This is a genomic window from Bacillus sp. 1021 (assembly GCF_014534735.1).
In the GTDB taxonomy this organism is placed as follows: Bacteria; Bacillota; Bacilli; order Bacillales; family Bacillaceae; genus Bacillus; species Bacillus siamensis.
Genome location: NZ_JACVSR010000002.1, coordinates 895,245 through 920,195, shown reverse-complemented (window position 1 = coordinate 920,195; position 24,951 = coordinate 895,245). Strand labels below are relative to the sequence as shown.

Annotated in this window: 29 protein-coding genes; 12 read left to right on the top strand and 17 right to left on the bottom strand. The window is 45.9% G+C overall.

All coding sequences use genetic code 11. The annotated features are described in order from the left end of the window. The first annotated feature begins 105 nt into the window (after window positions 1-105). The 4 genes from ICW23_RS11320 (at window position 106) to nupQ (ending at window position 4,852) form a co-directional block, all read left to right on the top strand. Window positions 106-1,179 carry a BMP family lipoprotein gene (locus tag ICW23_RS11320; RefSeq protein WP_060964432.1) on the top strand — a complete coding sequence of 358 codons (1,074 nt, stop codon included), beginning with the start codon at window positions 106-108 and terminating at the stop codon, window positions 1,177-1,179. A 141-nt stretch (window positions 1,180-1,320) separates the two neighbouring features. Continuing rightward, a complete protein-coding gene (locus tag ICW23_RS11315; protein WP_188154519.1) occupies window positions 1,321-2,853 on the top strand; it encodes an ABC transporter ATP-binding protein in 1,533 nt (510 codons plus the stop codon). After that, window positions 2,846-3,892 carry an ABC transporter permease gene (locus ICW23_RS11310; RefSeq protein ID WP_188154518.1) on the top strand — a complete coding sequence of 349 codons (1,047 nt, stop codon included), beginning with the start codon at window positions 2,846-2,848 and terminating at the stop codon, window positions 3,890-3,892. The genes ICW23_RS11315 and ICW23_RS11310 overlap by 8 nt, the downstream gene beginning before the upstream one ends. Beyond that, window positions 3,893-4,852, top strand: a complete 960-nt coding sequence (nupQ, locus tag ICW23_RS11305) for a guanosine ABC transporter permease NupQ (protein ID WP_016938126.1) — start codon at window positions 3,893-3,895, stop codon at window positions 4,850-4,852. A gap of 44 nt (window positions 4,853-4,896) precedes the next feature. Here nupQ and ICW23_RS11300 read toward each other — a convergent pair whose 3' ends face one another. Beyond that, entirely contained in the window at window positions 4,897-5,115 is a 219-nt protein-coding gene (locus ICW23_RS11300) for a hypothetical protein (protein ID WP_188154517.1), read from the bottom strand. 241 nt (window positions 5,116-5,356) lie between these two features. Between ICW23_RS11300 and ICW23_RS11295 the strand changes: the two genes are divergently transcribed. Genes ICW23_RS11295 through mnhG form a run of 7 tightly spaced genes read left to right on the top strand, consistent with a single transcriptional unit; the run spans window position 5,357 to window position 11,126 of the window. Then, complete coding sequence (locus ICW23_RS11295; protein WP_188154516.1) at window positions 5,357-7,759, top strand: Na+/H+ antiporter subunit A; 2,403 nt, start codon at window positions 5,357-5,359, stop codon at window positions 7,757-7,759. Then, the gene (locus tag ICW23_RS11290; protein ID WP_007613424.1) at window positions 7,756-8,187 is read left to right on the top strand and encodes a Na(+)/H(+) antiporter subunit B; all 432 of its coding nucleotides are present in this window, start codon (window positions 7,756-7,758) and stop codon (window positions 8,185-8,187) included. Before ICW23_RS11295 ends, ICW23_RS11290 begins: the two co-directional genes overlap by 4 nt. Continuing rightward, on the top strand, window positions 8,187-8,528 hold the full coding sequence (locus ICW23_RS11285; RefSeq protein ID WP_003152063.1) for a Na(+)/H(+) antiporter subunit C: 342 nt from the start codon (window positions 8,187-8,189) through the stop codon (window positions 8,526-8,528). The genes ICW23_RS11290 and ICW23_RS11285 overlap by 1 nt, the downstream gene beginning before the upstream one ends. Further along, a complete protein-coding gene (locus ICW23_RS11280) occupies window positions 8,521-10,002 on the top strand; it encodes a Na+/H+ antiporter subunit D (protein WP_188154515.1) in 1,482 nt (493 codons plus the stop codon). Before ICW23_RS11285 ends, ICW23_RS11280 begins: the two co-directional genes overlap by 8 nt. Before the next feature lie 5 nt (window positions 10,003-10,007). Next, window positions 10,008-10,484: a Na+/H+ antiporter subunit E gene (locus tag ICW23_RS11275; protein WP_016938121.1), complete on the top strand. Its 477-nt coding sequence runs from the start codon at window positions 10,008-10,010 to the stop codon at window positions 10,482-10,484. Further along, window positions 10,484-10,768, top strand: a complete 285-nt coding sequence (locus ICW23_RS11270; protein ID WP_188154514.1) for a Na(+)/H(+) antiporter subunit F1 — start codon at window positions 10,484-10,486, stop codon at window positions 10,766-10,768. Before ICW23_RS11275 ends, ICW23_RS11270 begins: the two co-directional genes overlap by 1 nt. Further along, on the top strand, window positions 10,752-11,126 hold the full coding sequence (mnhG, locus tag ICW23_RS11265) for a monovalent cation/H(+) antiporter subunit G (RefSeq protein WP_049627262.1): 375 nt from the start codon (window positions 10,752-10,754) through the stop codon (window positions 11,124-11,126). The genes ICW23_RS11270 and mnhG overlap by 17 nt, the downstream gene beginning before the upstream one ends. A gap of 39 nt (window positions 11,127-11,165) precedes the next feature. Here mnhG and ICW23_RS11260 read toward each other — a convergent pair whose 3' ends face one another. From ICW23_RS11260 to degQ, 5 genes are all read right to left on the bottom strand, one after another. Further along, the gene (locus ICW23_RS11260) at window positions 11,166-11,549 is read right to left on the bottom strand and encodes a hotdog fold thioesterase (protein ID WP_016938118.1); all 384 of its coding nucleotides are present in this window, start codon (window positions 11,547-11,549) and stop codon (window positions 11,166-11,168) included. A gap of 21 nt (window positions 11,550-11,570) precedes the next feature. Beyond that, window positions 11,571-12,215: a two-component system response regulator ComA gene (gene comA, locus ICW23_RS11255; protein ID WP_016938117.1), complete on the bottom strand. Its 645-nt coding sequence runs from the start codon at window positions 12,213-12,215 to the stop codon at window positions 11,571-11,573. Window positions 12,216-12,295: 80 nt separating this feature from the next. Then, window positions 12,296-14,599 (bottom strand): sensor histidine kinase, encoded by a 2,304-nt coding sequence (locus ICW23_RS11250; protein WP_188154513.1) that lies wholly within the window; start codon window positions 14,597-14,599, stop codon window positions 12,296-12,298. Window positions 14,600-14,751: 152 nt separating this feature from the next. Next, window positions 14,752-15,738, bottom strand: coding sequence for a class 1 isoprenoid biosynthesis enzyme (locus tag ICW23_RS11240; protein WP_316936463.1), 987 nt, complete (start codon window positions 15,736-15,738; stop codon window positions 14,752-14,754). Window positions 15,739-15,868: 130 nt separating this feature from the next. Further along, the gene (degQ, locus tag ICW23_RS11235; RefSeq protein WP_013353398.1) at window positions 15,869-16,009 is read right to left on the bottom strand and encodes a degradation enzyme regulation protein DegQ; all 141 of its coding nucleotides are present in this window, start codon (window positions 16,007-16,009) and stop codon (window positions 15,869-15,871) included. A gap of 465 nt (window positions 16,010-16,474) precedes the next feature. On the opposite strand from degQ, the gene ICW23_RS11230 reads away from it, so the two are divergent. After that, window positions 16,475-16,816 carry a YuzC family spore coat inner layer protein gene (locus tag ICW23_RS11230; protein WP_049627267.1) on the top strand — a complete coding sequence of 114 codons (342 nt, stop codon included), beginning with the start codon at window positions 16,475-16,477 and terminating at the stop codon, window positions 16,814-16,816. 4 nt (window positions 16,817-16,820) lie between these two features. Here the strand turns inward: ICW23_RS11230 and ICW23_RS11225 are convergent, their stop codons facing one another. From ICW23_RS11225 to essA, 11 genes are all read right to left on the bottom strand, one after another. Further along, window positions 16,821-18,044 carry an EAL and HDOD domain-containing protein gene (locus ICW23_RS11225; protein WP_016938113.1) on the bottom strand — a complete coding sequence of 408 codons (1,224 nt, stop codon included), beginning with the start codon at window positions 18,042-18,044 and terminating at the stop codon, window positions 16,821-16,823. Between the two features lie 129 nt (window positions 18,045-18,173). After that, on the bottom strand, window positions 18,174-19,640 hold the full coding sequence (locus ICW23_RS11220) for a nicotinate phosphoribosyltransferase (protein WP_095241408.1): 1,467 nt from the start codon (window positions 19,638-19,640) through the stop codon (window positions 18,174-18,176). A gap of 17 nt (window positions 19,641-19,657) precedes the next feature. Continuing rightward, the gene (locus tag ICW23_RS11215) at window positions 19,658-20,209 is read right to left on the bottom strand and encodes a cysteine hydrolase family protein (RefSeq protein WP_016938111.1); all 552 of its coding nucleotides are present in this window, start codon (window positions 20,207-20,209) and stop codon (window positions 19,658-19,660) included. Window positions 20,210-20,297: 88 nt separating this feature from the next. Then, the gene (locus tag ICW23_RS11210; RefSeq protein ID WP_016938110.1) at window positions 20,298-20,696 is read right to left on the bottom strand and encodes a YueI family protein; all 399 of its coding nucleotides are present in this window, start codon (window positions 20,694-20,696) and stop codon (window positions 20,298-20,300) included. Between the two features lie 65 nt (window positions 20,697-20,761). Further along, window positions 20,762-21,010 carry a YueH family protein gene (locus ICW23_RS11205; protein ID WP_013353404.1) on the bottom strand — a complete coding sequence of 83 codons (249 nt, stop codon included), beginning with the start codon at window positions 21,008-21,010 and terminating at the stop codon, window positions 20,762-20,764. A 71-nt stretch (window positions 21,011-21,081) separates the two neighbouring features. Continuing rightward, window positions 21,082-21,303, bottom strand: a complete 222-nt coding sequence (locus tag ICW23_RS11200) for a spore germination protein (RefSeq protein WP_016938109.1) — start codon at window positions 21,301-21,303, stop codon at window positions 21,082-21,084. A 61-nt stretch (window positions 21,304-21,364) separates the two neighbouring features. Beyond that, entirely contained in the window at window positions 21,365-22,471 is a 1,107-nt protein-coding gene (locus ICW23_RS11195) for an AI-2E family transporter (protein ID WP_095241407.1), read from the bottom strand. Window positions 22,472-22,609: 138 nt separating this feature from the next. Continuing rightward, window positions 22,610-22,846, bottom strand: a complete 237-nt coding sequence (locus ICW23_RS11190) for a DUF2642 domain-containing protein (RefSeq protein WP_016938107.1) — start codon at window positions 22,844-22,846, stop codon at window positions 22,610-22,612. 138 nt (window positions 22,847-22,984) lie between these two features. Next, window positions 22,985-23,515 carry an HD domain-containing protein gene (locus tag ICW23_RS11185; protein ID WP_007613450.1) on the bottom strand — a complete coding sequence of 177 codons (531 nt, stop codon included), beginning with the start codon at window positions 23,513-23,515 and terminating at the stop codon, window positions 22,985-22,987. A 165-nt stretch (window positions 23,516-23,680) separates the two neighbouring features. Then, window positions 23,681-24,412 (bottom strand): (S)-benzoin forming benzil reductase, encoded by a 732-nt coding sequence (locus tag ICW23_RS11180; RefSeq protein ID WP_016938106.1) that lies wholly within the window; start codon window positions 24,410-24,412, stop codon window positions 23,681-23,683. Window positions 24,413-24,472: 60 nt separating this feature from the next. Continuing rightward, window positions 24,473-24,946: a type VII secretion protein EssA gene (gene essA / locus ICW23_RS11175; protein ID WP_188154512.1), complete on the bottom strand. Its 474-nt coding sequence runs from the start codon at window positions 24,944-24,946 to the stop codon at window positions 24,473-24,475. Window positions 24,947-24,951 lie beyond the last annotated feature (5 nt).

The following is a 24,951-nucleotide window of genomic DNA, read 5'->3' as shown; positions in this document are numbered from 1 at the left end:
GACGTCTCATCACTATTATCAGAAAGTTTTTCGATTCTGTATCCTATCGGCGGCTTAAGTCTGAAAAAAACGGTATCAGCCATATTTTACAGGGGGGTTATATCTTTGAAAAAACGCAAAATCGGAATGGCGGTTGCGCTCATCGCAGCGGCCGGAACCCTATTAAGCGCATGCGGTTCGAGTGACAAAGCAAACGGCTCCGGCAGCAAAAACTTTACCGTCGGCATGGTCACGGATATCGGCGGAGTCGATGACAAATCATTTAACCAGTCCGCCTGGGAAGGCATTCAGGCATTCGGAAAAGACAAGGGGCTTACAAAAGGCAAAAGCGGGTTTGACTATCTCCAATCAAAATCAGATGCAGATTACACAACGAACTTAAATAAATTAGCACGGGAACACTTTGACCTGATTTACGGCGTCGGGTACCTGATGCAGGATTCCATCAGCGAAATCGCCGATCAGCGCAAAGACACAAATTTTGCGATTATTGACGCCGTTGTCAAAAAAGACAACGTGGCGAGCCTTACATTTAAAGAGCAGGAAGGTTCATTCCTCGCGGGAGTAGCCGCTGCGTTATCGAGCAAAACGGGAAAAGTCGGATTTGTGGGCGGCATGGAGTCTGAATTAATCAAAAAATTTGAAATCGGCTTCCGCGCCGGTGTACAAGCCGCAAATCCGAAAGCGGCCGTCGAAGTGAAATATGCGGGCGGATTCGACAAAGCCGATGTCGGCAAAGCCACAGCTGAAAGCATGTACAAATCAGGCGTTGACGTCATTTATCACGCGGCCGGCGCAACGGGTACGGGCGTCTTCACGGAAGCAAAAAACCTTAAAAAAGAAGATCCGAAACGCAACGTATGGGTCATCGGCGTCGATAAAGACCAGTATGCGGAAGGTCAAGTTGAAGGCACAAAAGACAATGTCACACTTACATCAATGGTCAAAAAAGTGGATACAGCCGTGAAGGACTTAACGAAAAAAGCAAGTGACGGCAAATTCCCGGGCGGCAAAACATTAACTTACGGATTGGCACAGGATGCAGTCGGCATCTCGGATCACAAGGAAAACCTTTCTGACGATGTCATCAAAGCTACAGACGATTGGAAGAAAAAAATCGCGGACGGACTCGAGGTCCCTTCAACTGAAAAAGAATTGAAATCCTTCAAGGCTGAGTAAGAAATCAGGGGATAAGGAGACTTTCGTGCTTATCCCCTCTCTTTTTTGGAAAGAGCGGTGAAGGAAAAGCTGCATCTTCTTGCAGCTTTTCTTTTGCCAAGCTTTTTCATCAAAGCATCTCTGAAAAGGAGCGTAAAATCGGTGGATTATATCATTGAAATGCTTAATATACGCAAAGAGTTTCCCGGAATCGTTGCCAATGATGACGTCACACTTCAAGTGAAAAAAGGTGAAATACACGCCCTGCTCGGGGAAAACGGCGCGGGGAAATCGACACTCATGAACGTTTTATTCGGCCTGTATCAGCCGGAAAAAGGCGAAATCCGGGTGCGGGGTGAACGTGTTCACATCAACAGCCCGAACAAAGCCAACGATCTCGGCATCGGAATGGTGCACCAGCATTTTATGCTCGTGGATACCTTTACTGTCTCAGAAAATATTATTCTCGGAAAAGAGCCGAAAAAATTAGGACGGATTGACAGACAGCGCGCCGACCGGGACGTGCGCGATATTTCCGACCGTTACGGCCTGCAGATTGATCCTGAAGCTAAAGTTGCCGATATTTCTGTCGGTATGCAGCAGCGGGCGGAAATATTAAAGACCCTCTACCGGGGCGCGGACATTCTCATTTTTGACGAGCCGACCGCGGTGCTGACCCCGCACGAAATTCAAGAACTGATTCAGATTATGAAAAACCTGGTCAATGAAGGAAAATCCATTATCCTCATCACCCACAAATTAAAAGAAATCATGGAAGTCTGCGACCGTGTCACCATCATCCGGAAAGGAAAAGGCATTACAACACTTGATGTCGCACATACGGATCAGGATGAACTGGCAAGCCTTATGGTCGGACGCGCAGTTTCATTCAAGACGGATAAACAGCCGGCTGTACCGAAACAGGAGGTGCTTTCGCTTTCTGATGTAACGGTGAAAGACGCGCGCGGAGTTGAGGCGGTCAAACAGCTCTCCCTCTCTGTCAGAGCCGGTGAAATTGTCGGCATTGCGGGCGTTGACGGCAACGGCCAATCTGAATTAATCGAAGCCATTACAGGTCTCAGAAAAACACATGCAGGCACGATCACGTTAAACGGCAAACAGCTGCAAAACATACCGCCGCGGAAAGTCACTGAAGCAGGAATCGGGCATATCCCCCAGGACAGGCATAAACATGGACTCGTTCTTGATTTTCCAATCGGAGAAAATATCGTGCTGCAAAGTTATTATCAAAAGCCCTACTCTTCTGTCGGCATATTAAATAAACACGCGATTTATGACAAAGCGCGAAGCCTGATTGAAGAATACGACGTCAGAACGCCTGATGAATATACGCCCGCGCGCGCTCTCTCGGGAGGAAATCAGCAAAAGGCCATTATCGGCCGGGAAGTGGACAGAAATCCCGACCTATTAATTGCCGCCCAGCCGACGCGGGGGCTCGATGTCGGCGCGATTGAATTCGTCCATAGAAAGCTCATTGAGCAGCGTGATGCCGGTAAAGCTGTGCTGCTGTTGTCTTTTGAGCTTGATGAAATCATGAATCTCAGCGATCGCATCGCCGTCATCTTTGAAGGCAGCATCATTGCAAACGTCAATCCGCCGGAAACAGACGAGCAGGAGCTTGGTCTTTTAATGGCGGGAAGTAAGCAAATGGAGGCAGGGAACATACATGATTAATCGACTTTCTCATCTGGCTGTGCCGCTGATTGCAATCATTCTTGGCCTGGCTGCGGGTGCGGTCATCATGCTTGCCAGCGGCTACAATGTCGCAAGCGGGTATTCCGCTCTTTGGAATGGCATTTTCGGTGAAACGTATTATCTCGGGGAAACGATCCGGCAGATTACGCCTTATATTTTATCCGGATTGGCCGTGGCGTTCGCATTTCGGACCGGCCTGTTCAATATCGGTGTTGAAGGACAGCTCCTTGTCGGCTGGACGGCCGCGGTTTGGGTCGGGACTTCCTTTGACGCCCCCGCTTACATCCACCTCCCGCTTTCGTTATTGGCGGCGGCTGCCGCAGGAGGCATTTGGGGGCTGATTCCCGGATTTTTAAAAGCCCGTTTTTTTGTTCACGAAGTGATTGTCACGATCATGATGAATTATATCGCTCTTCATTTAACCAATTACCTCATATCCGATGTCATGACGGACCACAGGGACAAAACAGATAAAATTCATGAAAGCGCGTCGCTCCGCTCGCCGTTTTTAGAGCAGCTGACAGACTACTCCCGCCTTCATTGGGGGATACTGATCGCTCTGTTTGCAGCAGTCTTCATGTGGTTTATCATTCATAAAACAAAAAGCGGATTCGAATTTCGGGCTGTCGGCTTTAATCAGCACGCGGCACAATACGCCGGAATGAGCGTCAGAAAAAATATGATGTATGCCATGATGATTTCCGGCGCCTTCGCGGGGCTTGCCGGGGCGATGGAAGGACTCGGAACCTTTCAATACGCGGCGGTTAAAGGCGCGTTTACCGGAGTCGGATTCGACGGCATCGCGGTTGCGCTTCTAGGGGGCAGCACGGCAATCGGCGTGGTTCTTGCGGCCTGTCTTCTCGGCGGCCTTAAAGTCGGCGCCTTAAATATGCCGATTGAATCCGGTGTGCCTTCTGAAGTCGTTGACATCGTCATCGCCATTATTATTTTGTTTGTGGCATCAAGCTACGCCATCCGGCTCATCCTTGATAAATTGAAGAAAAAGGGGGCGAAGTAAGTGGACTTCCTGCAGATTTTATCCATAATTGTCCCGGCCACACTCGTTTATGCGGCTCCGCTTATTTTAACCGCTCTCGGCGGCGTGTTTTCTGAAAGATCGGGGGTTGTCAATATCGGTCTGGAAGGCCTGATGATTATCGGCGCCTTTACAAGCGTCATGTTCAACTTATTTTTCGGACGTGAGCTCGGCGCCGCTGCCCCGTGGCTCGCCCTGGCTGCGGCTATGATTGCCGGCGGACTGTTTTCGCTGATTCACGCGGCTGCCGCGGTTTCTTTCCGCGCCGATCAGACGGTAACCGGGGTGGCGATCAATATGCTCGCGTTAGGAGCGACGTTGTTTATCGTTAAGCTGATATACGGCAAGGCGCAGACTGATAAAATCCCGGAGCCCTTTTACAAAACGAACATTCCGGGGTTAAGCGACATTCCGGTTTTAGGAAAGATCTTCTTTTCTGACGTATATTATACTTCGATTTTAGCCATCGTACTGGCCTTTGTTTCTTGGTTTATTTTATTCAAAACACCGTTCGGCCTTCGCATCCGCTCTGTCGGGGAACATCCGATGGCGGCAGATACGATGGGAATCAACGTGTTCGCCATGCGCTATATCGGCGTCATGATCAGCGGGCTGTTTGGCGGGCTCGGCGGCGGTGTATATGCTTCCACAATCGCGCTTGATTTCACGCACTCCACCATTTCCGGACAAGGCTTTATCGCTCTTGCCGCGCTTGTTTTCGGCAAATGGCATCCGATCGGCGCGCTCGGGGCTGCGCTGTTTTTCGGATTTGCGCAGAGTTTGAGCATTATCGGCTCGCTTTTGCCCCTGTTCAAAGACATTCCGAATGTATACATGCTGATGGCTCCTTACATTCTGACCATTCTCGCGCTTGCCGGGTTCATCGGCCGCGCGGATGCGCCTAAAGCCAACGGCATCCCTTATATTAAAGGAAAACGCTGATCATCATACAAAAAGAGTTCCGCGCCCTGATGCCGGAACTCTTTTCATCTATAAACGATTCTAATATATTCACGCGGCTGAAACGGCTTTTGCATTGATTCAGCCGCACTCAGCTTGTCGTGCGCGTATTCTGTCCCGAGAAAAAAATACTCCCATTCATCTGCCTCCGTCTCCTGCCTCCCTTTGCAGAAATCGTCCGCTATGAATGTTCCTGAAATAATGGAACAAAATATTCCAATACAGGCTGCCGCCTTTCTTTTCATCTGACCAGCTCCTTTTGTAAAGCTTGATCTGAAAGCTAAATGTATATACAAAGATCCGGATATTTGATAAATTTATTTTAGGTTCAAAAGACCACAAAAACACAGAGAGGAATACATTATGCCATAGCAGGGTAAAAAAAAGTGCGATATAATTTGTACTGGGTCCTATGACCGTGAATTGATTTTTTCACTCTTACATAAAGCAGTTGCTTGATGAAAAACAAGCAAAGGAGGTCTTCTGTTGCAGCTGTTACATTTCGCGATTTTGGCGCCTTTTTTATTTGCATTTATCGTTCCCTTTCTTTATAAACGGGTAAAACAAGTCCATACAGGCTGGTTTGTGCTGATATTGCCCGTTGTGCTGTTTGTTTACTTTATCAGCAAGCTCCCGCTGACAATGGCGGGAGAAACCGTCCGGTATGCGGCCGAATGGATTCCTTCCCTCGGTATTAACTATACCGTTTATATTGACGGACTCGGGCTGTTATTCGCTTTATTGATTACGGGCATCGGTTCTCTGGTGACACTTTACAGTATTTTTTACTTATCGAAGGACAAAGAAAAGCTCGGCCCCTTTTACGTGTACCTGCTGATGTTTATGGGCGCGATGCTCGGCGTTGTGCTAGTCGATAACGTCATTGTGCTTTATATGTTCTGGGAGCTGACAAGCCTGTCATCCTTTTTATTAATCGGGTATTGGCATAAGCGGGAGAAATCACGCTACGGGGCGGAAAAATCACTGCTGATTACCGTCGGCGGCGGACTGTGCATGCTCGGCGGCTTTATCCTGCTGTATCTGATGACGGACTCATTCAGTATCAGGGAAATGGTCAACCAGGTGCATATTATCGCCGGCCATCCGTTCTTTATTCCGGCAATGGTTCTCCTGTTATTGGGGGCCTTTACGAAATCAGCGCAGTTTCCGTTTTACATCTGGCTTCCTGATGCCATGGAAGCCCCGACTCCTGTCAGCGCCTACCTGCACTCGGCAACAATGGTGAAAGCGGGCATTTATCTGATTGCCAGATTCAGTCCGGTTTTTGCGTTTTCACCCGTCTGGTTTTGGACGGTTGCCTCAGTCGGTCTGATCACGATGGTATGGGCTTCCTTCAACGCGATTAAACAAACCGATTTAAAAGCGATTCTGGCTTTTTCCACAGTCAGCCAGCTCGGTATGATTGTATCGATGCTCGGCGCAGGAGCCGCCGCGCTTCACTTTCAGCATTCGGAGTATTTCACGGCGGCTGTGACCGCGGCTGTGTTTCACTTAATTAACCATGCTACTTTTAAAGGAAGTTTATTTATGGCGGTCGGCATTATCGACCATGAAACGGGAACGAGGGATATCCGCAGGCTCGGCGGACTGATGGCGCTTATGCCGATAACGTTTACCGTTTCATTGATCGGAACGTTTTCCATGGCCGGCCTCCCTCCTTTTAACGGCTTCTTAAGTAAAGAAATGTTCTTTACAAGTATGCTGCGGATTGCTCATGCAGATATTTTCAGCCTGGATACGTGGGGCGTGCTGTTCCCCGTTCTGGCGTGGATCGGCAGCGTCTTCACGTTTATCTACAGCATGAAGCTGTTTTTCAGAACGTTCAGTGGCGCGCGCAAAACGGATCAGCTTGAAAAGACGCCGCATGAAGCTCCGCTCGGCATGCTGATTTCGCCGGTGATTCTTGCCGCTTGCGCCGTCAGTCTGTTTTTCGCACCGAATGTTTTGTCCTACAGCCTGATTGAACCGGCGATGAATTCCATTTATCCGGCTCTGTTAACCGGCGGAGATACATTCCATGTCCACATTTCCCAGTGGCACGGTGTGACGGCTGAAGTGCTGATGACCGTCGGCATTATCATTGTCGGCACGATCGGTTATGTGTCTCTGTCTAAATGGGAGCGGGTATACAGTCTGTTTCCGAAAAAACTGACGCTGAACCGGCTTTACAATGCGGTGACGGGCAGTATGGAAAAAAGATCTTACCAGCTGACGTCATCTTATATGACCGGATTTTTGCGGGATTATCTGCTGTATATTTTTGCGGCGTTTATCATTCTCATCGGAGCGGCGTTCGTAATGAAAGGCGGCTTTTCCATGACAACGAAAGGAATGGCTGAGATCGGTCTGTATGAAATCGTGCTGTCGCTCGTTATGGTGAGCGCAACGATTGCGACTGTGTTCGCCAAATCGCGGCTGACGGCCATTATCTCACTCGGAGTTGTCGGGTATACGCTCGCGCTGTTTTTCGTGATTTTCAGAGCGCCCGATCTGGCGCTCACGCAGCTTGTCATTGAGACGATATCCGTCGCCTTGTTTCTTCTTTGTTTTTATCATCTGCCGAAAATGCGGCGGAAAAAGAAGACCCGAACATTCCGGCTGACGAATTTTATCATTTCTCTCGGTGTCGGCGTCATCGTGACAATGCTCGGAATCGCGTCTTCCAGTGAAAAAACAAAAGACAGTATCGCCTCTTTTTTCACGGCTTATAGCCATAAGCTTGGCGGAGGCAATAATATCGTCAACGTCATCCTCGTTGATTTCAGGGGATTTGACACGATGTTTGAAATCACGGTGCTGTCGATTGCCGCACTCGGCATTTACAGCATGATCAGAACGAAAGTAAAAGAGGAGGGAGAAGAGCGTTGAGACAGCAAAAAACAAACGACATCATCCTTCAGACGGCAACGAAACTTGTATCTTTTATTATTCTGCTTTTCTCTTTCTATTTATTTTTATCGGGGCATAACGCTCCCGGCGGAGGATTTGTCGGCGGGCTGATTACATCTTCGGCCATTGTGCTTTTGCTTTTGGCCTTTGATTTAAAAACCGTCAAGTCGATTTTGCCCGTCAATTTTATTTATGTAGCGGGCGCGGGTCTGCTTATTGCGATTGCAACGGGTGCAGGTTCGTTCTTATTCGGAGCGCCCTTTCTCACCCATACATTCGGCCATTTTCATCTCCCGGTGCTCGGGAATACGGAGCTTGCGACGGCCACTTTGTTTGATTTAGGTGTGTATCTCGTTGTTGTCGGCGTGACGATGACCATTATTCAAACGATTGGAGAGGAAGAATAGTGGAAATCTTAATGTCTGTCATTGCCGGTATTTTGTTTATGGCGGCAACCTACCTGCTGCTTTCTAAAAGTCTGCTGCGCGTGATTATCGGCACCGCGCTTTTAAGCCACGGCGTCCATTTGCTGCTTCTGACCATGGGCGGACTGAAAAAAGGCGCCCCTCCCATACTGGGCGGAAAAAGCACATCGTTTGTCGATCCGCTGCCGCAGGCACTCATACTGACGGCGATCGTTATTTCGTTCGGCGTCACGTCCTTCCTGCTTGTGATGGCGTTTCGCGCCTATCAGGAACTGAAAACGGACGATATGGATCGAATGAGGGGAAATGATCAACATGAATAACTTTGTGATATTGCCTATTCTGGTGCCGCTGCTTTGCGCAGTGCTGCTGATTTTTATGAACAGGCACGTGATGCTGATGCGGATATTCAGCACTGCCGCTTCCTGTGTCTCCATCGCCATCAGCGCCGTTCTCGTTCAAACGGTTTTTACACACGGAATTCAGACGCTGACACTCGGCGGCTGGAAAGCGCCGTACGGCATTGTGCTCGCCGCTGATCAGCTCGCCGCACTGCTTGTTTTGACAACCGCCGTCATCGGGCTGCTCGTCATTTTGTACTCCTTCCGCTCTATCGGAGAAAAACGGGAGCGCGCTTTCTATTATTCAGGTGTGCAGTTTCTTCTGGCGGGTGTAAGCGGAGCGTTTTTGACGGGTGACCTGTTCAACATGTACGTCTTTTTTGAGCTTCTGCTTATCGCATCCTACATGCTGATCGTGCTTGGCGGAACGAAAATTCAATTAAGAGAATCATTGAAGTATATCGTGTTCAACATTGTGTCATCCGCGTTTTTTGTCATCGGTGTCGGTTACTTATATGCGGTGACGGGGACGCTGAATATGGCTGATTTAAGCGTGAAAATCAGCGAATCGGGCCAGTCCGGGCTGATAAGTGTCATCGGCGTCCTGTTTCTCGTCGTTTTCGGTTTAAAGGGCGGGATATTCCCGCTGTATTTCTGGATGCCGGGCTCTTATTACGCCCCGCCGGCTGCGATTTCGGCCTTATTCGGATCTCTTTTGACGAAAGTCGGCCTGTACGCCATTTTGAGAGTATTCACCTTGATTTTCATTCACGATGCAGGCTTTACCCACCAATTGATGATGTGGCTTGCGATGCTGACGGTGTTATTCGGCGTAATCGGGTCTATCGCCTTTTCGGATGTCATGAAAATCGTCATCTATAATATTATTACAGCCGTCGGCGTGATTTTGTTCGGCATCGCCATGAACACCCCGGCCTCCATTCAAGGAGCGGTTTATTACTTGATTCACGATATGCTGATAAAAGGAGCGCTGTTTATGCTGGCGGGAACGCTTATCACGCTGACCGGCACGGCCAGTCTGCATAAAATGAGCGGCCTGATCACCCGTTATCCCGTTTTGGGCTGGATGTTCTTTATCTCCGCCATATCTTTGGCCGGCATCCCGCCGTTCAGCGGATTTGTAGGCAAGCTGAAGATTGCTGAAGGCGGTTTTGATCAGGGGGAAACATTGTTTTCCGTATTGATTCTCTTGTCAAGCCTGCTTGTGTTGTATTCCGTGCTGAAGGTTTTTACGACGGCTTTTTGGGGAGAAGAAAAAGAAATCCCGGGCGCGGGCGGACGGTCCGCAAAAGGGCTTCTTTATCCGGCAGCCGCTTTTCTCCTTTTGTCGCTTCTGTTCGGGCTCGGAACCGAATGGGTTTCACCGTATGTCAATCAGACGGCTGAGAATCTGCTGAATCCGGAAAAATACATTGAAGCTGTTTTGAAGGAGTAGATGGCATGGCTTTGCAACTATTATTAAATGTTCTTCTCGCTGTTTGCTGGATGTTTCTCACAAACAGCCTCAGCGCGGCGGGATTTGTTACCGGATTTATCGCGGGCTTGGCGGCGCTGTTTTTTTTCCGGCGCTTCTTCTCGCGGCCGTTTTACATTTGGAAAATATGGTCGGTCATCAAACTGATGCTGATCTTTATAAAAGAATTATATCTGGCCAATGTCAGCGTGCTGAAAACCGTTATTTCGCCGAAGATGAACATCCGCCCGGGCATTTTCGCGTTTAAGACGGAACTGACGGAGGATTGGGAGATCACACTGCTCTCTCTGTTAATCACTCTGACGCCGGGTACGCTTGTGATGGATATCTCCGATGACCGGTCGATTCTCTATATACACGCCATGGACATTGAGGATGCGGAGAAAGCGATTCATGACATCCGCGTCTCTTTTGAGAAAGCCATTCAGGAGGTGAGCCGCTGATGTTTACGTTTATTCTGCAATTATCACTCGGCATTATGGCGGTTTCGACTCTTCTGTACGTCATTCGAGTCATTAAAGGGCCTACGATACCGGACCGGGTCGTCGCGCTTGATGGGATCGGCATCAATCTGATTGCCATGACCGCGCTCGTATCTATCCTCTTAAGAACAACGGCCTTTTTGGACATCATTCTGCTGCTCGGCATTTTATCATTTATCGGCACGGTTGCCTTCGCTAAGTTTTTGGAGAAAGGAGAGATTATCGAAAATGATCGAAATCGTTAAATGGGCCGTCGCCGTTTGTATTCTGATGGGATCGCTGATCTGCCTGGTCGCGTCTTTCGGCACACTCAGACTTCCTGACATGTATACACGCGCCCACGCCTCTTCAAAAGGCTCGACACTCGGCGTTAATTTAATATTGCTCGGGGTGTTAGGTTACTTGTGGATGCTGACCGGAGAAATTTCCGTAAAAATACTGCTCGGCATCATTTTTATCCTGCTGACAGCGCCGGTCGGGGCGCACCTCATATGCAGAGCCGCGTATAACTCGGGAACGGAGCTTGATAAACGAAGCGTTCAGGATGATTATAAAGGGATCAGAAACTTTGTGATCAAACGAAAAGAAGATTCATATTTGTAAAAACAAACAGCCGGACGATTCAGGGTTCCGGCTGTTTGTTTATTTTGTTATAACAGCCAGCGTGCAGCGGGACACACAGATCAGCCTTTCTCTTTCATCGAAAATGTTAATCCCGTACACAATGGTTGTCCTGCCCGTGTGAACGGGTTCCGCAATCGCCGTGACCGTACCGCCCTCTTTCACGGATTTTAAATGATTGGCATTAATCTCAAGCCCGACACAGGCCTGTTTCGACTGATCGATAAAATGCTGGGCACCGATGCTTGCAACAGTCTCCGCCAGCGCTGCGGACGCGCCTCCGTGCAGATATCCGAAAGGCTGCACCGTCCTCTTATCCACCGGCATAACAGCGACGCATCTCTCCGCCGTGTTTTCAGTGATTTCAATGCCGAGTGCGCCGAGCAATGTATGATTCAGATTCATAGATCATTCTCCTTTCAAGGTTTATAGTACATTATCTGACTTGGCGATCAGCACCGCTTCAGTGCGGGAGCCGACATTCAGCTTATTAAAAATGGATGTCAGGCTGTATTCAATCGACCGCTTGCTTAAGTGAAGCGCATCGGCGATTTCCTGATTGGTCAAACCTTTTTCGACCTCTTGGAGAATATGGCGCTCTCTCGGAGTTAACCGATCCTGCTCACTTTGAGGGGAAGAAGACGTTTTTGTTTTTTGCTGGGTCATCAGCTGTTTGAAATAGGAGAAATCAACTAAGATCTGTCCGTTGAGCACGTGATATATGTATTGCATGATTTTCTCTTTAGATTCGGTTTTGCTGATGGCGCCATGCAGGCCCGCGCGGATGGATTCTTCAAAATAATCTTCAACTTCATAGCCTGTGTAGACAATGATTTTACAGAGAGGATTCTCTTTTAAGATTTTCTTGGAAAGCTCTATGCCGCTGAGGTCATCACCCAGATTTAAATCCATTAATATGAGATCGTAAGCTGAAAAATCATGCCGGAGAACGAACTGTTCACTGGCATCGGGACTGAGACAATCGACAGAAAGATTCGTGTCTGTTTCCAGAATCGTCTTGGTGCCCTCCATGACAGCCGGATGATCATCAATCACTAGTATCTTTTTCATGGTTTCCTCCCTTTTACTCATTCATTTCCATTTTATTAAAAAGACTTGGCTTCTGCCAAGTCGATTTGGTGATAAATTGGTTACAATTCCATTTCAATATCCGCTTTAAAACCATTTCCTTCACTTGTGTCGATTTTCATCCGGCCGTCAAGCGCCCGGACGCGCTCCTTAATGCCCGAAAGCCCCATGCTCATCGACTGTCCGCCGCCTTCTTCCTGATTGCACCCGACCCCGTCATCTTCATAATGCAGAATCACTTTATTTTGAATGCTGATCAGCATAATCAGCACCTCATTGGCCTGTGAATGCTTCATGGCATTCGAAAGAAATTCCTGAATGATGCGGTACAAATTCAGCTGCGTATCCAAATCCAGCGCCGCCGTAAACCGGCCCGTATTCAGACGGATATGAAACGGCGCACGCTCCTGCTGCTGCGCGGCAAGCTTGGATACCGCCTTGACCAGACCCAAATCATACAGCAGCTGAGGCCGAAGCTCATGGCACGTCTCCCGGGTCATCAAAATAACATCCGACATCTGCTCATTCATCTGATGAAGCTTGTCCTGCACCTCTAACTGGCAAGGCTCTTCTCTTTTAAAATCAGCCAGAAACAGCTCACACTGGCGCTTCAAAGAAATCAAATCCTGCAGCACCGAATCATGCAGATCACGGGCCAAATCCGACCGCTGCTTTTCCTCGATCGTAAACATCAGCTTTTTGAGCCAGACCGGGTTTGAGCCTTGTTGTTTTAGGTCTTGTAAATGATTCATGAGTTCTTCGATCTGTATCACGTTTTCCATAGAGACACTCGTATAGAAAGACAATGTTTTCAGCCATGAAATCTCATCCCGTGTCAGTCTCGGTGTATTAATGGCGGACAAACAAAGCAAAACATAAGAACTTCCCCCGCGTTCTCCTATCTTGATTAAGAAACCGCGGTTTAGCTCAATGATTTTCCCAATCTCTGAAGTAACTTTCTTAAATTCTTTTGAATACATTTCCCAGTCAGGTTCGTTATCCTTTTTATCATGATATAATATGTCACCCTCAGAGGTAACTTCAAAGACATAAGCTTTACTGACGAGGAGAACATCCAGAATCGTCTTTTTTAGTTCTTTAAACATTTGTTTTAAAGATGTTATACTTCTGATGAGCTGAGTATATTTGAATATACTATCTTGATAATTAAATTTTTCAGAAAAACGTTTTAACCGAAATTTATAATCCATTACTTCTTTAAAATAAAAGATGACAAATATCACAATAAAGAAAAATACAGTTTGCTGAGCAGGATTCATTTGTATATCTATTGACTCGAACCAAGCTGAAATCCCAACAATAAAAAGGGCTGGAACTAAGGCAAGCAAGCCATAGTACCTCATCCTGCCTAAAATGAATTCAATATCAAAAATTTTGTTAGCTACGAACTGGTATACCAACCCCAATGGGATAAGTACGAGCAGGGATGCCGCTGCCAACGCATCTAATATATAACTTCCTGTCAAAATAATTGGGATTACATAAAAAAGCAAAAAGGGCGAAAAAGAGAGCGTGTTTGTTAAAATTAAAATCTTAAGAATATAAGCATGTTCTGAATACTTGAATTTATACAGATGATAGAAAACAGATATAAATGCATAGAGAGTCACGAAGAAAAACGATACTAAATTTAAATTTGTTGTGAAGTCATATGAATAAATATGTCGAAACGGTTCGTTTAAGAGATTAATTATCGGTATGATATATAGAAAAGAAATCAAGCGATTGGCAAATTTTTTACCTAATTCCTTGAAATACTCTTGAATAAACTGGAGATAAAATATAGGTGAGGCAATGAAGGTAAACAAATTTATATATCTGTTAAATTCATGACCTCTTGAGGGACCACCAGCACTCATATAAGCTATTGAGATATCTAACAGGAAGAGAATTAGGACATACCCAGCTATCGATTTTCTGGTTTGACTCACCTTTACAATATAAAATATACAAATTAAGCTCAAAAAATAAAATACAAGGGGAAGGACAAATAAAAAGTAACTGTAGTATCCATTTAAATTAACAATATCAAAATCATCTAAATGAATTTGCTGTCCATTTCTTTTTATATCTAAGCTCTTAACGTGATAGAGAGTATCCCCTTTTAGATATTTTAAAGATGGTTTTTTATTATTAATTTTGACAATCATATCACCTTGTTTTAAACCTACAAATTTTCCATACGAGGTTTTTGACATTTCAGCAACTTCGAATACTTTATGTTTATTTTCTACAATTTTCGTGCCTACAATAATTCCATTTATGTTAATAAAAGCGACATAACAAACATAGATAACACTTAAAATAATAATGGATATTGTAAATGGCTTTATAAGCTTCTTCAAGATTTACACCCTTCGCTTATTATTCATTATCCCATTTTTTATTGTCCGCACCCATCATTAAATAATTCTCAAACCCTTTAATGATAATTTGAGTTTGTATAGAGTCATAACCGATAAGGCTAGCTTCATTGCTTTTCAGTTTCTTTAATACATCAGGATAATTCAAAAAATAATTTATTAAATTCTGCATCTTCATCATCCTTCTTATTATTCTTATTATTCAACAAGTGTTTTTTTATTATTTTTATCTTCTTTATATCTAAATTTAAATTTTCAACTTCAGTTTCACACTTATGCATGTATAGTTGGTATAAAACCGAAACATATTGAGATGCTCCAGAATTATACAGCTTTTGAATAAACTCTTTTTTATTAAGCCGCAGTTGCGAATATAATTTTTGATCTGAGAATATACAAAGCAATTCTTGAGAAGACTTATTAAACAAGCGCTTAAGATATAAATTGATCAATGTATGTTTATCTTTCAGAATATCACTAGTATTATCCTTAAAAATAGCATGATAATCACCGGAAATTTGTTCAAATATCCCTTTATAATAGGAATAACTTTCAACAGACTTATTGAATTCTCCAGTTGCTAAAAGCGTACCAGTAACATTTGCTAACGCAAATAAACTTCCGCATTTTAACTTGATTACCTCTAAACATTCATCTTCTGTCTCTGGTCTATTGATTAAATCATCATGTTGACCCTGCATTGCATCTTGAATATATTTTAATACATACTTAATCACTAAAGGATTCGTACTAATCGATTTAATGCTTTGCAATCCTGCTGTGTATAATGAAAATGCTGCACTTAATGCTAGTGAACGATCTATCTTCATCCAAGGAGCATCTCGATTATCCTCATCTTCCAGATCATCAATTATATCGGAAGTAAGCGTAAGAATTTCAATAGCGGCACCCAAGTTCACTGCGGTTTCTTGATTTTCGCCGTCAAAGATCACATAATGCAAAACAGCTGATTCAGCTAGAGAAAAATTTTTTTTTGGTTCAATAAAACGAAGAAGAAGCTGTAGTAGATGTTCATTAAATATGTTCTGCTCTATTATACTCTTCATTCTATTCTTGATTTGGTCGGCATCTAAACACATTTGCTCAATAATTGTCTTCACCCTCCCATTCTATTTTACTAAATGCAGGTGATGAAAGACAGCGGGTTTTTGTTTTTTTAACAATCGTATAATACTTTATCCATGAAATGGGTGAAAAATGCACAAAAAAAAGACTTGTTTCCAAGTCTTTTTAAGAAATTTTCATTGCATATGAGAATTTATCGAGCTGATCAATGCTTTTGTTAATGTTTCGTAATGAGTCGGTTGTTTCTCTGATATCATTTTCAAGTCGGAATAATAATTGCTTTACTTCTTCTAATTTCTTTTCCACCGTTTCCACACTCCTTTTTTTGAAAGATCAATGAATTGTGTATGGTGAACGAGTCCTAGGTATTTGATCTGTTACTAATAGTGTAAACGTTTTTGCGGGATTTTTCACCGAAAAGTATGTGTAAAAGTATCTGCGTGACACCGCAAACCTCGATAATCCTATAGTCCCGAATAGAGCATTTAACGAACAGGACTATATAACTACGATAAAGGCAGAAGTTTAGGATGAAGCAGATCAATTTTGTGGTTCTGCTGTTTTTTTAACGGTTTTCCGACAAACCGACAAGGACTATAGTCCCCGTCGTCGCAATTTCAAAACAGAATGGGCGAACAGCGTCGCATATCCACCGACAAACACCGAAAAGACCGCAACCCCCGCATTGTGGTCTTTTTGCATGTCATAACTCGTTATCACGCGGCCTATACTCATATATAACGAATGTCATCTCAGGAAGGAGGCCGCCGCATGCATTATGTGTATCTATGCTGCCCTGTTTTCGCCGCGCCGTACCGCAATCCTGCGCCTGCTCCCCAGGCTTCCGCAAATATTTTGACAGCGTCCGCAAAAGACGCTGCGGGCATGCTGGAGGATGCCCGCCTGCTTCTTGCGCGGCTGTCGGCGTCAAAAGAGCTTGCGCGCCGCATCCTCACCGCAGCGGAATCATCTGACGCCGCAGCGGTCAAGCGGCTCATTAAGCAGACCGGCATCAAAAATGACTTTGACGTGACATTTAATCCCGACGGCATCCGCGTCAGTCTGATCAGGGAGCAAAGCCGGTTCATCATCGCCCTCAGGTGGTCAGCTTAAAGCATCAATCCACGATCAGCTGCCGGCACCATTCGATTGCCTGCAAGTAACATTCATACGCTGCTTCTTTGTCCAGTTCTTTTCCCCATTCGTCACAGTCCCAGTTGTTGCATTCAATGGCTTTGACGAGCCCGAGCATCTTATAATAATCGTTTTCATAACCGAGCAGCGCCTGTCCGACTTCATCAATTAAAGGCAGTTCTTTGACGATATCCTCCAGCTCCCTGTGGAGAAGCGTATCGATGAGTGAAAACATGCCGATCAGCATGTAGGAAGCGGGCTGCGGTCTTCCGGTCCTTTTCGCAAGCAGTTCGCACAGCTTAGCCCTGATTAAGGAAATCTTAATGATTTCTTTTTGGCTTGAGTGGCTTTTCGCCGTTAAATCTCTGAATGAAAGAATGTAAATCAAGCGCTTAATCTCATTCAGCCCAAGCATCATGATGGCCTGCCGGATGCTGTCTATCTTTTTTTTCAGCCTTGTCTGCGATCCGTTTAAAAAACGCAGAATCTGATACGATAATGTAACGTCCTGTTCTATGTATTCCGTCACGCGCTCTATATCGGGCTGGTCTTGGTTTAATTCGTTTAAAAGCTGGTAGTAAGAATGAAAATGAAACGTCAGATCATTCCCGCTGATGACACGCGGTTCACTGAAAAAATATCCTTGAAACAGGTGAAAGCCGTCTATGGCCGCCTGTTTGTAATCTTTTCTTGTCTCCACTTTTTCCGCTAAATAAATCAGGCTTTTACAGCTGTACGTCTGAATGATTTTTTTGCGTTCCAGACGCGAGGATTGCAAAAAGTCGATTTTTAAAATATCAATATATTTCATCAGCTGTTCCAATAATTCTTCATTTGCCGGATTGATGGCGTAAAAATCATCAAGTGCTAATGTATATCCTAGTTTCTTCAGCTGTCTGCATCTTGAGATCAGAGCCGGAGTGATCGGTATGTCCTCAAGAATTTCGATAATGAGCTGGTCAGGATCAAAGGAGGTAGGGAGATCTGAAAACATCAGGCTTTCTGTAAAATTCACAAAGCAGCGTTTTCCCTCAGTCAGCTTTTCGATTCCGATGTTGATAAAGCTGTTAATAATGAGATCAGTCGTAGCTTTATCTCCGTCTGCGGCCGAATAACGGTTCTCTTCGCTCTCCCGGTAAAGAAGTTCATAAGCAACAACCTGTTCATTCCTGTTGAAGATAGGCTGTCTGGCAACAAACACCTTCATTCATTTACCCCCTTAGATGCGGCCTTCGAACATAAGTATATCAAATAATTTGACGAATTTTGTCTAAATGTGAAAAATATTATCGCAAACAAAAAGCCTTTCCAGAGAAAGGAAAGGCTGCTTTGTCTTCTATTCAAGTTCCCGTTTCAGCTTGCTTTTGATCTCATGAATCCGCTGCATCTTGTTGCTCCAGCAGTCTTCGCTTAAATCAACCGGATATTCTTCCGGCTTGCTGATCCGTTTGTATTCCTCCCACAGAAGTTTGAGGTTATCCTGCACGTATTGCTGGATGTCGGTGATTTCGGGATTATCATAGCATAAAACGCCGTTTTCAAAAATCGGCTCATGCAGGTCTTTCGCATAGAAATCAGTGACGAATTTGCTGACGAACGTGTGAACGGGATGGAACATTTTTAAACGTTTCTGGTCATTTACCCGCTCGTCATAAAGAGCGATATAATCCCCTTCCGAGTGGTGGTTCAGCTTGTTGATAATCCGGTATACTTTCTTTCTTCCCGGCGTTGTCACTTTTTCAGGGTTCGACGAAATCTTGATGGTGTCGGTCAGTTTGCCGTCCTCTTCAATGGCGACAAGCTTGTAAACCGCGCCGAGGGCCGGCTGATCGTATGCGGTAATCAGCTTTGTGCCGACTCCCCATGTATCGATTTTCGCTCCCTGCGATTTCAGATTTAATATCGTGTGCTCATCAAGGTCGCTTGAAGCAATGACCTTTGCGTCTTTGAAACCCGCTTCATCAAGCATTTCTCGCGCTTTTTTTGACAGGTACGCCAAGTCCCCGCTGTCTAAGCGGATGCCGATGAAGTTGATCCGGTCGCCGAATTCTTTCGCGACTTTAATCGCATTCGGCATGCCTGAACGGATCGTATCGTACGTATCGACGAGGAACACGCAGTCTCTGTGCGTCTCCGCATATTTCTTAAAAGCCGTGTACTCATCGCGGTACGCTTGCACGAGTGCATGAGCGTGCGTGCCGGATACCGGTATATTAAAACGCTTGCCGGCTCTTACATTACTCGTCGCGCTGAAGCCGCCGATCAGAGCCGCTCTCGCTCCCCACATAGCCGCATCCATTTCATGGGCGCGCCGCGTTCCGAATTCAAGGGCGTCTTCATCACCGACTACGCCTTTAATGCGGGCCGCTTTCGTGGCGATTAATGTTTGGTAATTCACAATGTTAAGCAGAGCCGTCTCAATCAGCTGCGCTTCAATGAGGGGCGCTTCGACCCGCATAATCGGTTCGTTGTTAAAGACGAGCTCTCCTTCTTTCATGCTGTAAAGAGATCCGGTAAATGACAGATCCCGCAAATAATCAATGAAATCATCAGCATAGTGCAATTCCGTTTTTAAATAGTTCAGATCGCTGTCAGTAAACTTGAAGTTCTCCAAGTATTCGATTGCTTTTTCTAAGCCCGCAAATACCGCATAGCCGTTTTCAAAAGGAAGCTTTCTGAAAAAAAGCTCAAAAATTGCTTTTTTCTCATGAATGCCGTCTCTCCAGTACGTTTCGGCCATATTAATTTGATAAAGATCTGTATGTAAAGACAAACTGTCGTCTTTAAAACCATGCTCCACCAAAATTGTTTTCCCCTTCCTTACTCTGCCACTTGCGCTCCGATGCTGTTCTTAAAATGGGACAGCGCCCATTCATGCCCTTCCGGATTAAAGCTTGCCACAGCGTTTTGATGAATGACGATCTGAAAGCCCTTGTTGTAGGCGTCAACCGCCGTGTGAAGAACGCAGATGTCGGTGCACAGGCCCGCAAGATGCAGTTCAGTGATCTGCCGTTCCCGCAGTTTCAGCTCTAAATCCGTTCCAGCAAAAGCAGAATATCTCGATTTTTCCATGTAGCTTACGTTTTTTGCGTGTTTATGTTTCTCATAAAGAGGCGAGAGCTTTCCGTACAGCTCTTTGCCCTCCGTGCCGTTGATATTATGCGGAGGAAACAGGCGTGTTTCCGGATGAAAGTCATCGTCTGCATCATGTGAATCTACCGCAAAGACAACGTAATCACCATTTTCTATAAATGCTTGTGTCAAACTGACAATCTTATCCTCAATTTGCCTTGCGGGTTCTCCGCAGGTTAATGCTCCGTTCTCTGCTGCAAAATCATTCGTATAATCAATGCAAATAAATGCTTTTTTCATAGCCGGCCTCCCCGCCATTCATATGAAAACCATTATATCCTATCTCCACTTGTAAGTGAATTGGCATTATAAAATGACACTTGCTTTTCTAAGATTTCAGGAGTGAGCGCTTGAAAATGTCATCCTGAACGTAAATGCCGTCAAGGTTCACGGCATGATCGGCGGCAAATACCAGGCCGAGCGGCGTTTCGAATTGAAGATCCGAGATCACGGAGCTTCGGACACCTTCCAGTGCGGCAAGCTTCATATAGGGTGAATAAGCATGATACGGGAGCCTTCCGTTTATATAGAGCACCGCATCTTTTCGTTTTTTCAGCGCCTGTTTCACTTCTTCATACGGCTTCTTTTGCAGCACCTGCCCCTTCGTCAGGGCAATGATGACCCGTTCACGCAGCGAGCCTAAAAATAAATGCCGTTCATCCGGTTTCGTCTGCAGAGGGCCGTACATACCCTGCTGTAAATAAAGGTCAACCGTTTTGTCGCTCATCGGCCTTCCCTCCTCAGCTTGTTTTACAATTATCGCCCCGGACGGGACGCGGTAAACCGTCTTCGTTACATTTCAGCGACCCAATGGGAGATCTTGCCTGCGAGCTCTCCGGCGGGCTCTTCATCTATCAGCTTGCTGAATGATTGTAAAAGCCGCTGCGCCAGCGCCTTTTTCTCTTCCTCATAGGAAATGATCGTGCTCCACTCAAGTTCCGGAACGGCTACGAGGGTATGCTGTTCTTTTTTATTTTCATGCAGATACACGTCGCCGATCATTCCGGACTGAACGGTAATATTCGCTTTTCTGATTTTCATAAAAATTCCCCTTTTATAAAAGACTGATTCTATTATACTACAAAAAAGCGACAGCCTCCTAAAGGAGGCTGTCACGCGTTAAACCAATCAGGTTCGTCAAACAGATCAATGTCTTCAAAGCGCGTTTTGCTGAATTTATTAGTGACTTTGACAAAATCTCCGGAATGAAACGCCCCTGACCCCGCGCCTGAGTGGTCAACGGCTTTGGGAGAAATGGCAAACACGTCACCGAAGCTCGCCGCAGCATCTCCGGCTAAGCTCATAATATAAATCGGTCCCACAATTGCAGGCATACCCACACCTCCGCTTTTCTTTACAGCAGTTTATGCGCTGCGTCTGGAGTTGTGCCCGTTTTTATTTCGGCTTGCGGCTGTCTTCCAACTTCGATCGCTGACGAAGTTTGATAAGCCGGACGATATTTAAGACGAAGGCTTTTAAGACCGCGTAAACCGGCACGGCCAGAATCATTGCGAGAATACCTCCGAAACTGCCCGCTCCGATAAGCAGAAGAATAATGGTGAGCGGGTGGGTATTGAGCCGCTTCCCGATAACAAGCGGAGAAAGCAGGTTTCCGTCAAGCTGCTGGACGACAACGACAACAATCACGGCAAACAGCGCCTTAGCCGGAGAATCCATAAACGCGATAATGACCGCCGGTGCCGCCCCGAGAAACGGTCCCAGGTACGGAATGATATTGGTGACGGCGATCACCATCCCGAGAATTAACGCATACGGCAGGCCGATGATCCAATAACCGATAAAGCATGCCGTTCCGACAAAGAGACAAATCAGCAGCTGGCCTTGGAAATATGCGGCCAATGTGACATATAAGTCGTTAAATATTTTCCGGCCCTCCGCACGGTAGGAAGAAGGCAGAATTTTAACCGCCAAAAGCGGAAAACGCCGGCCGTCCTTCAGCATATAAAACAGAATGAACGGAACGGTGATCACGACAAGCGTAATATTCGTAACGACGCCGAACACGGCCGACAGGCTTGCCGTAATATTTTGCGGAAGACTTTGTAAAAATCCCGTCAGAGACTGCCGGATTTTTTCTATCGACACATAATCCTGCGTCATCATCCACGTAAACCATTTGGAATGGGATAATTGTGTAATCAAGCTTTGAATCTGATTAATGTAATCAGGGAAATTGTTAATCAGCCCCGTGACCTGAGAAGCTACGATCGGTCCGATTGCGGTGAACATAAAGGCGATCAGGCCGATGAAAACGAGATAAATGAGCAGGATCGCCAATGTTCGGGGGATTTTTTTCTCTAGCAGGCGCACGATCGGATTAAAAATGAAAAACAAAATGCCCGAGATCAAAATCGGAAAAAACAGAGTAGTGATGAAACCGAAAAACGGCTGAAAAATAAACGAGACTTTCGTTGATACGTAAATAATGAGCAAAACGAGCAAAATTTGCAGCGTCCAAAAATGGACCTTTGATTTCAACAAGCGGTTTCCTCCTATTGTCATGTGAACTTGTACTGTGATTGTACCAAAAAAAGGTGCCGTGCATCTATGTATCTCAAAAAAGAAGACGCACCGGGGTTCTGTAAGGGCCGCCTCCGGTCTGCGCCTTATCCTGGGCTGTTACACACGTTCGGTATAATCAGGCATGACAGAAACCACATGGCGGTTCCTGATATATAATACGCGGTCATGCGTTTCTTCAATGGCGATATGATCCGGAGCGGCATCAATCAGCCGTCCCCTGACAATCCGTCTGACGGTTTGAATGATAAACCTTGAGCCGATAAGCTTATGGATGGTCTGATAAACGTAAGGATCTACTAACGAGACGAGTTGCGGGCTTCCTTGATGGGCCATTTTCGCTGATCCCCTTTACTATGTTTTCCTTCATCATATGCAGCGGACAAAGGCTTTGACACAGTACGTCTATCGGAGGGGAAAAGGTGTTAGTGAGTTTGCGGGGTTATGTAAAGCGGAAAAGGCCGCATGAGTGGCCTAGACTGAGCTTCTTATGGGATATTGGGCTTGGTCAATTAACTGATCAAGCTTTTGGATTTGTTTGAGCGCGGCCGTGTGATCCATTTGGCGGTAATGATGATGTCCGCCAGGTTCTTCATCGAGTTCGTCCGCTTGTTTCACGATTTGCTGGAGCGTATTCTTGTCCAGTTCGCCTTCAGGCAGATAGGAATCGGTGTGGAGCAGAATCGCCAGCGCAATGTCTTTCGCCGCTTTCGGTTCTTCACCGAGCCGGATGAGCAGCTTATGCGCCCGTTCCGCGCCTTTTATGGCATGGATATCGTTTCTTCTGTACTTTTCATAGTCCCATTTGCCGTCTGTGTACCATTCGTAATGGCCGACATCATGCAGTAAAGCCGCTTTCGCCGCAAGATCGGGACTGACACCCGCTTTTACGGCAAGACGGTATGCATGAAACGCGCAGGCAATCGCATGGGCGACACCGGAGCGCTGTAAATACTTTTGTGCGATTGGATGGGTGAAGACATCCATTAACGTTACATTTCTCATGGAAACCCCTCCTTAATTATATTTTTAGAATCCTAACATAAATCGAGAAGAAACTCAATTCATCTGATACATTTCTTATACCCCTTACACGGTGTTTCATTCATAATATGCCGCCAGGCGCCGAAGTGATTGTACAAACAAAAAAAGAGCAGCGTAAAAGCTGCTCTACAAAAACTCTTTAATATCGTATATCCGTCCGTTTTCCGGCTCACCCGCGATCAGTGAGTGAATGACACTGGCGATGTATTCCGGGCTTCTGAGGTTTTTCGTTTCTTTCAGATTGCGGAACCGCTCGATGTCATGGAAATCTTCTTTTGACGAAGAACGGATGACAGCCTGCATGTCTGTATCCATCACTCCCGGCGAGAATGATATCATGCGGACCGGCAGCTCTTCATCTTCCTGTTCGAATCCGAATGTTTTCGTAAACATATCAAGTCCCGCTTTTGAGCTGCAATACGCGCTCCACCCTTTATAGGGATTTTTCGCCGCGCCAGATGTGATGTTGACAATTGTTTTGCTGCCGCTGAACGCTTCGAAACGCTTTGTGAACATTTGGCTGAGCAAAACGGGCGCCGTCAGATTAAGGGTGTAGTGGCGGTTCAATTCTTCCGCGGAAGCCTCTTTCGCCCGCTTGATCGGCTCCACCATTCCGGCATTATTGATCAGTGTGACGGCGGAATACCGCTTCTTCTCAGCTTGATCAAGAATCGCCTTCATCTGCCGCTCTGTATCTGCCAGATCAGTTAAATCAACACTGTATTCTGTCAGTCCCTCACGCTTTTCCCCGCTTATCGTTCTTGAAAGCGCGGCGACTTCGGCTCCTTCTTGCAGCGCCTGTTCCGTCAGCGCCCGTCCCAATCCTTTTGACGCGCCTGTTATAAGAAAAAACTGCATGAAACTCCTCCTTTTTTTCTTATTTTACGGGCTGTCTTCCCGCAAACACAAGCGATCCGTTTACCGCTTTGCCTTTTCCTGCGCCGTGACCTTCGGAATCAGATAGATCATTGCGGCGATGCCGAGGAGGATCAAGACGGCATAAATGACAGGCAGCAGAAAGGAAGTCTTTTTCTCATCCGTTTCCATGTCTGCTGAGGTGTGCCGCACGGCAGGCTCGGCAAATGTGATACCCAGTTTTTTCGATTGCGCTTTGATCGTATTCGGCTCCGTTTCTGACGATGTAAACAAATTTGATCTCAGTTTTTCATCCGGGTTTTCTGCCGGCTGATCGAACGTGATGTCCTTCTGCTCTTTCGGAAGCGCCGTTTTTTCCTCGGAATAGGCATCGTCATGAAGATAATCCGTACGAATTTCAATGTCCTTCTTTTCATATTCATTCGGCTTGACATCAGTATTGTCCTCATTCGCGGCTGCGGCTTGCGGGAGGAAAAGGAAAAAGGAGAGAGCAAACAGCAAAACTCCTTTTTCCACGATTG

What these genes read in the sequence shown, in the direction of transcription:
- ICW23_RS11310 (WP_188154518.1), top strand. Translation starts at nt 2,846, where the DNA reads ATGATTAATCGACTTTCTCATCTGGCTGTGCCGCTGATTGCAATCATT.
- ICW23_RS11300 (WP_188154517.1), bottom strand. Translation starts at nt 5,115, where the DNA reads ATGAAAAGAAAGGCGGCAGCCTGTATTGGAATATTTTGTTCCATTATT.
- ICW23_RS11280 (WP_188154515.1), top strand. Translation starts at nt 8,521, where the DNA reads ATGAATAACTTTGTGATATTGCCTATTCTGGTGCCGCTGCTTTGCGCA.
- ICW23_RS11275 (WP_016938121.1), top strand. Translation starts at nt 10,008, where the DNA reads ATGGCTTTGCAACTATTATTAAATGTTCTTCTCGCTGTTTGCTGGATG.
- ICW23_RS11270 (WP_188154514.1), top strand. Translation starts at nt 10,484, where the DNA reads ATGTTTACGTTTATTCTGCAATTATCACTCGGCATTATGGCGGTTTCG.
- mnhG (WP_049627262.1), top strand. Translation starts at nt 10,752, where the DNA reads ATGATCGAAATCGTTAAATGGGCCGTCGCCGTTTGTATTCTGATGGGA.
- ICW23_RS11260 (WP_016938118.1), bottom strand. Translation starts at nt 11,549, where the DNA reads ATGAATCTGAATCATACATTGCTCGGCGCACTCGGCATTGAAATCACT.
- comA (WP_016938117.1), bottom strand. Translation starts at nt 12,215, where the DNA reads ATGAAAAAGATACTAGTGATTGATGATCATCCGGCTGTCATGGAGGGC.
- ICW23_RS11230 (WP_049627267.1), top strand. Translation starts at nt 16,475, where the DNA reads ATGCATTATGTGTATCTATGCTGCCCTGTTTTCGCCGCGCCGTACCGC.
- ICW23_RS11225 (WP_016938113.1), bottom strand. Translation starts at nt 18,044, where the DNA reads ATGAAGGTGTTTGTTGCCAGACAGCCTATCTTCAACAGGAATGAACAG.
- ICW23_RS11215 (WP_016938111.1), bottom strand. Translation starts at nt 20,209, where the DNA reads ATGAAAAAAGCATTTATTTGCATTGATTATACGAATGATTTTGCAGCA.
- ICW23_RS11210 (WP_016938110.1), bottom strand. Translation starts at nt 20,696, where the DNA reads ATGAGCGACAAAACGGTTGACCTTTATTTACAGCAGGGTATGTACGGC.
- ICW23_RS11205 (WP_013353404.1), bottom strand. Translation starts at nt 21,010, where the DNA reads ATGAAAATCAGAAAAGCGAATATTACCGTTCAGTCCGGAATGATCGGC.
- ICW23_RS11200 (WP_016938109.1), bottom strand. Translation starts at nt 21,303, where the DNA reads ATGCCTGCAATTGTGGGACCGATTTATATTATGAGCTTAGCCGGAGAT.
- ICW23_RS11190 (WP_016938107.1), bottom strand. Translation starts at nt 22,846, where the DNA reads ATGGCCCATCAAGGAAGCCCGCAACTCGTCTCGTTAGTAGATCCTTAC.
- ICW23_RS11185 (WP_007613450.1), bottom strand. Translation starts at nt 23,515, where the DNA reads ATGAGAAATGTAACGTTAATGGATGTCTTCACCCATCCAATCGCACAA.
- ICW23_RS11180 (WP_016938106.1), bottom strand. Translation starts at nt 24,412, where the DNA reads ATGCAGTTTTTTCTTATAACAGGCGCGTCAAAAGGATTGGGACGGGCG.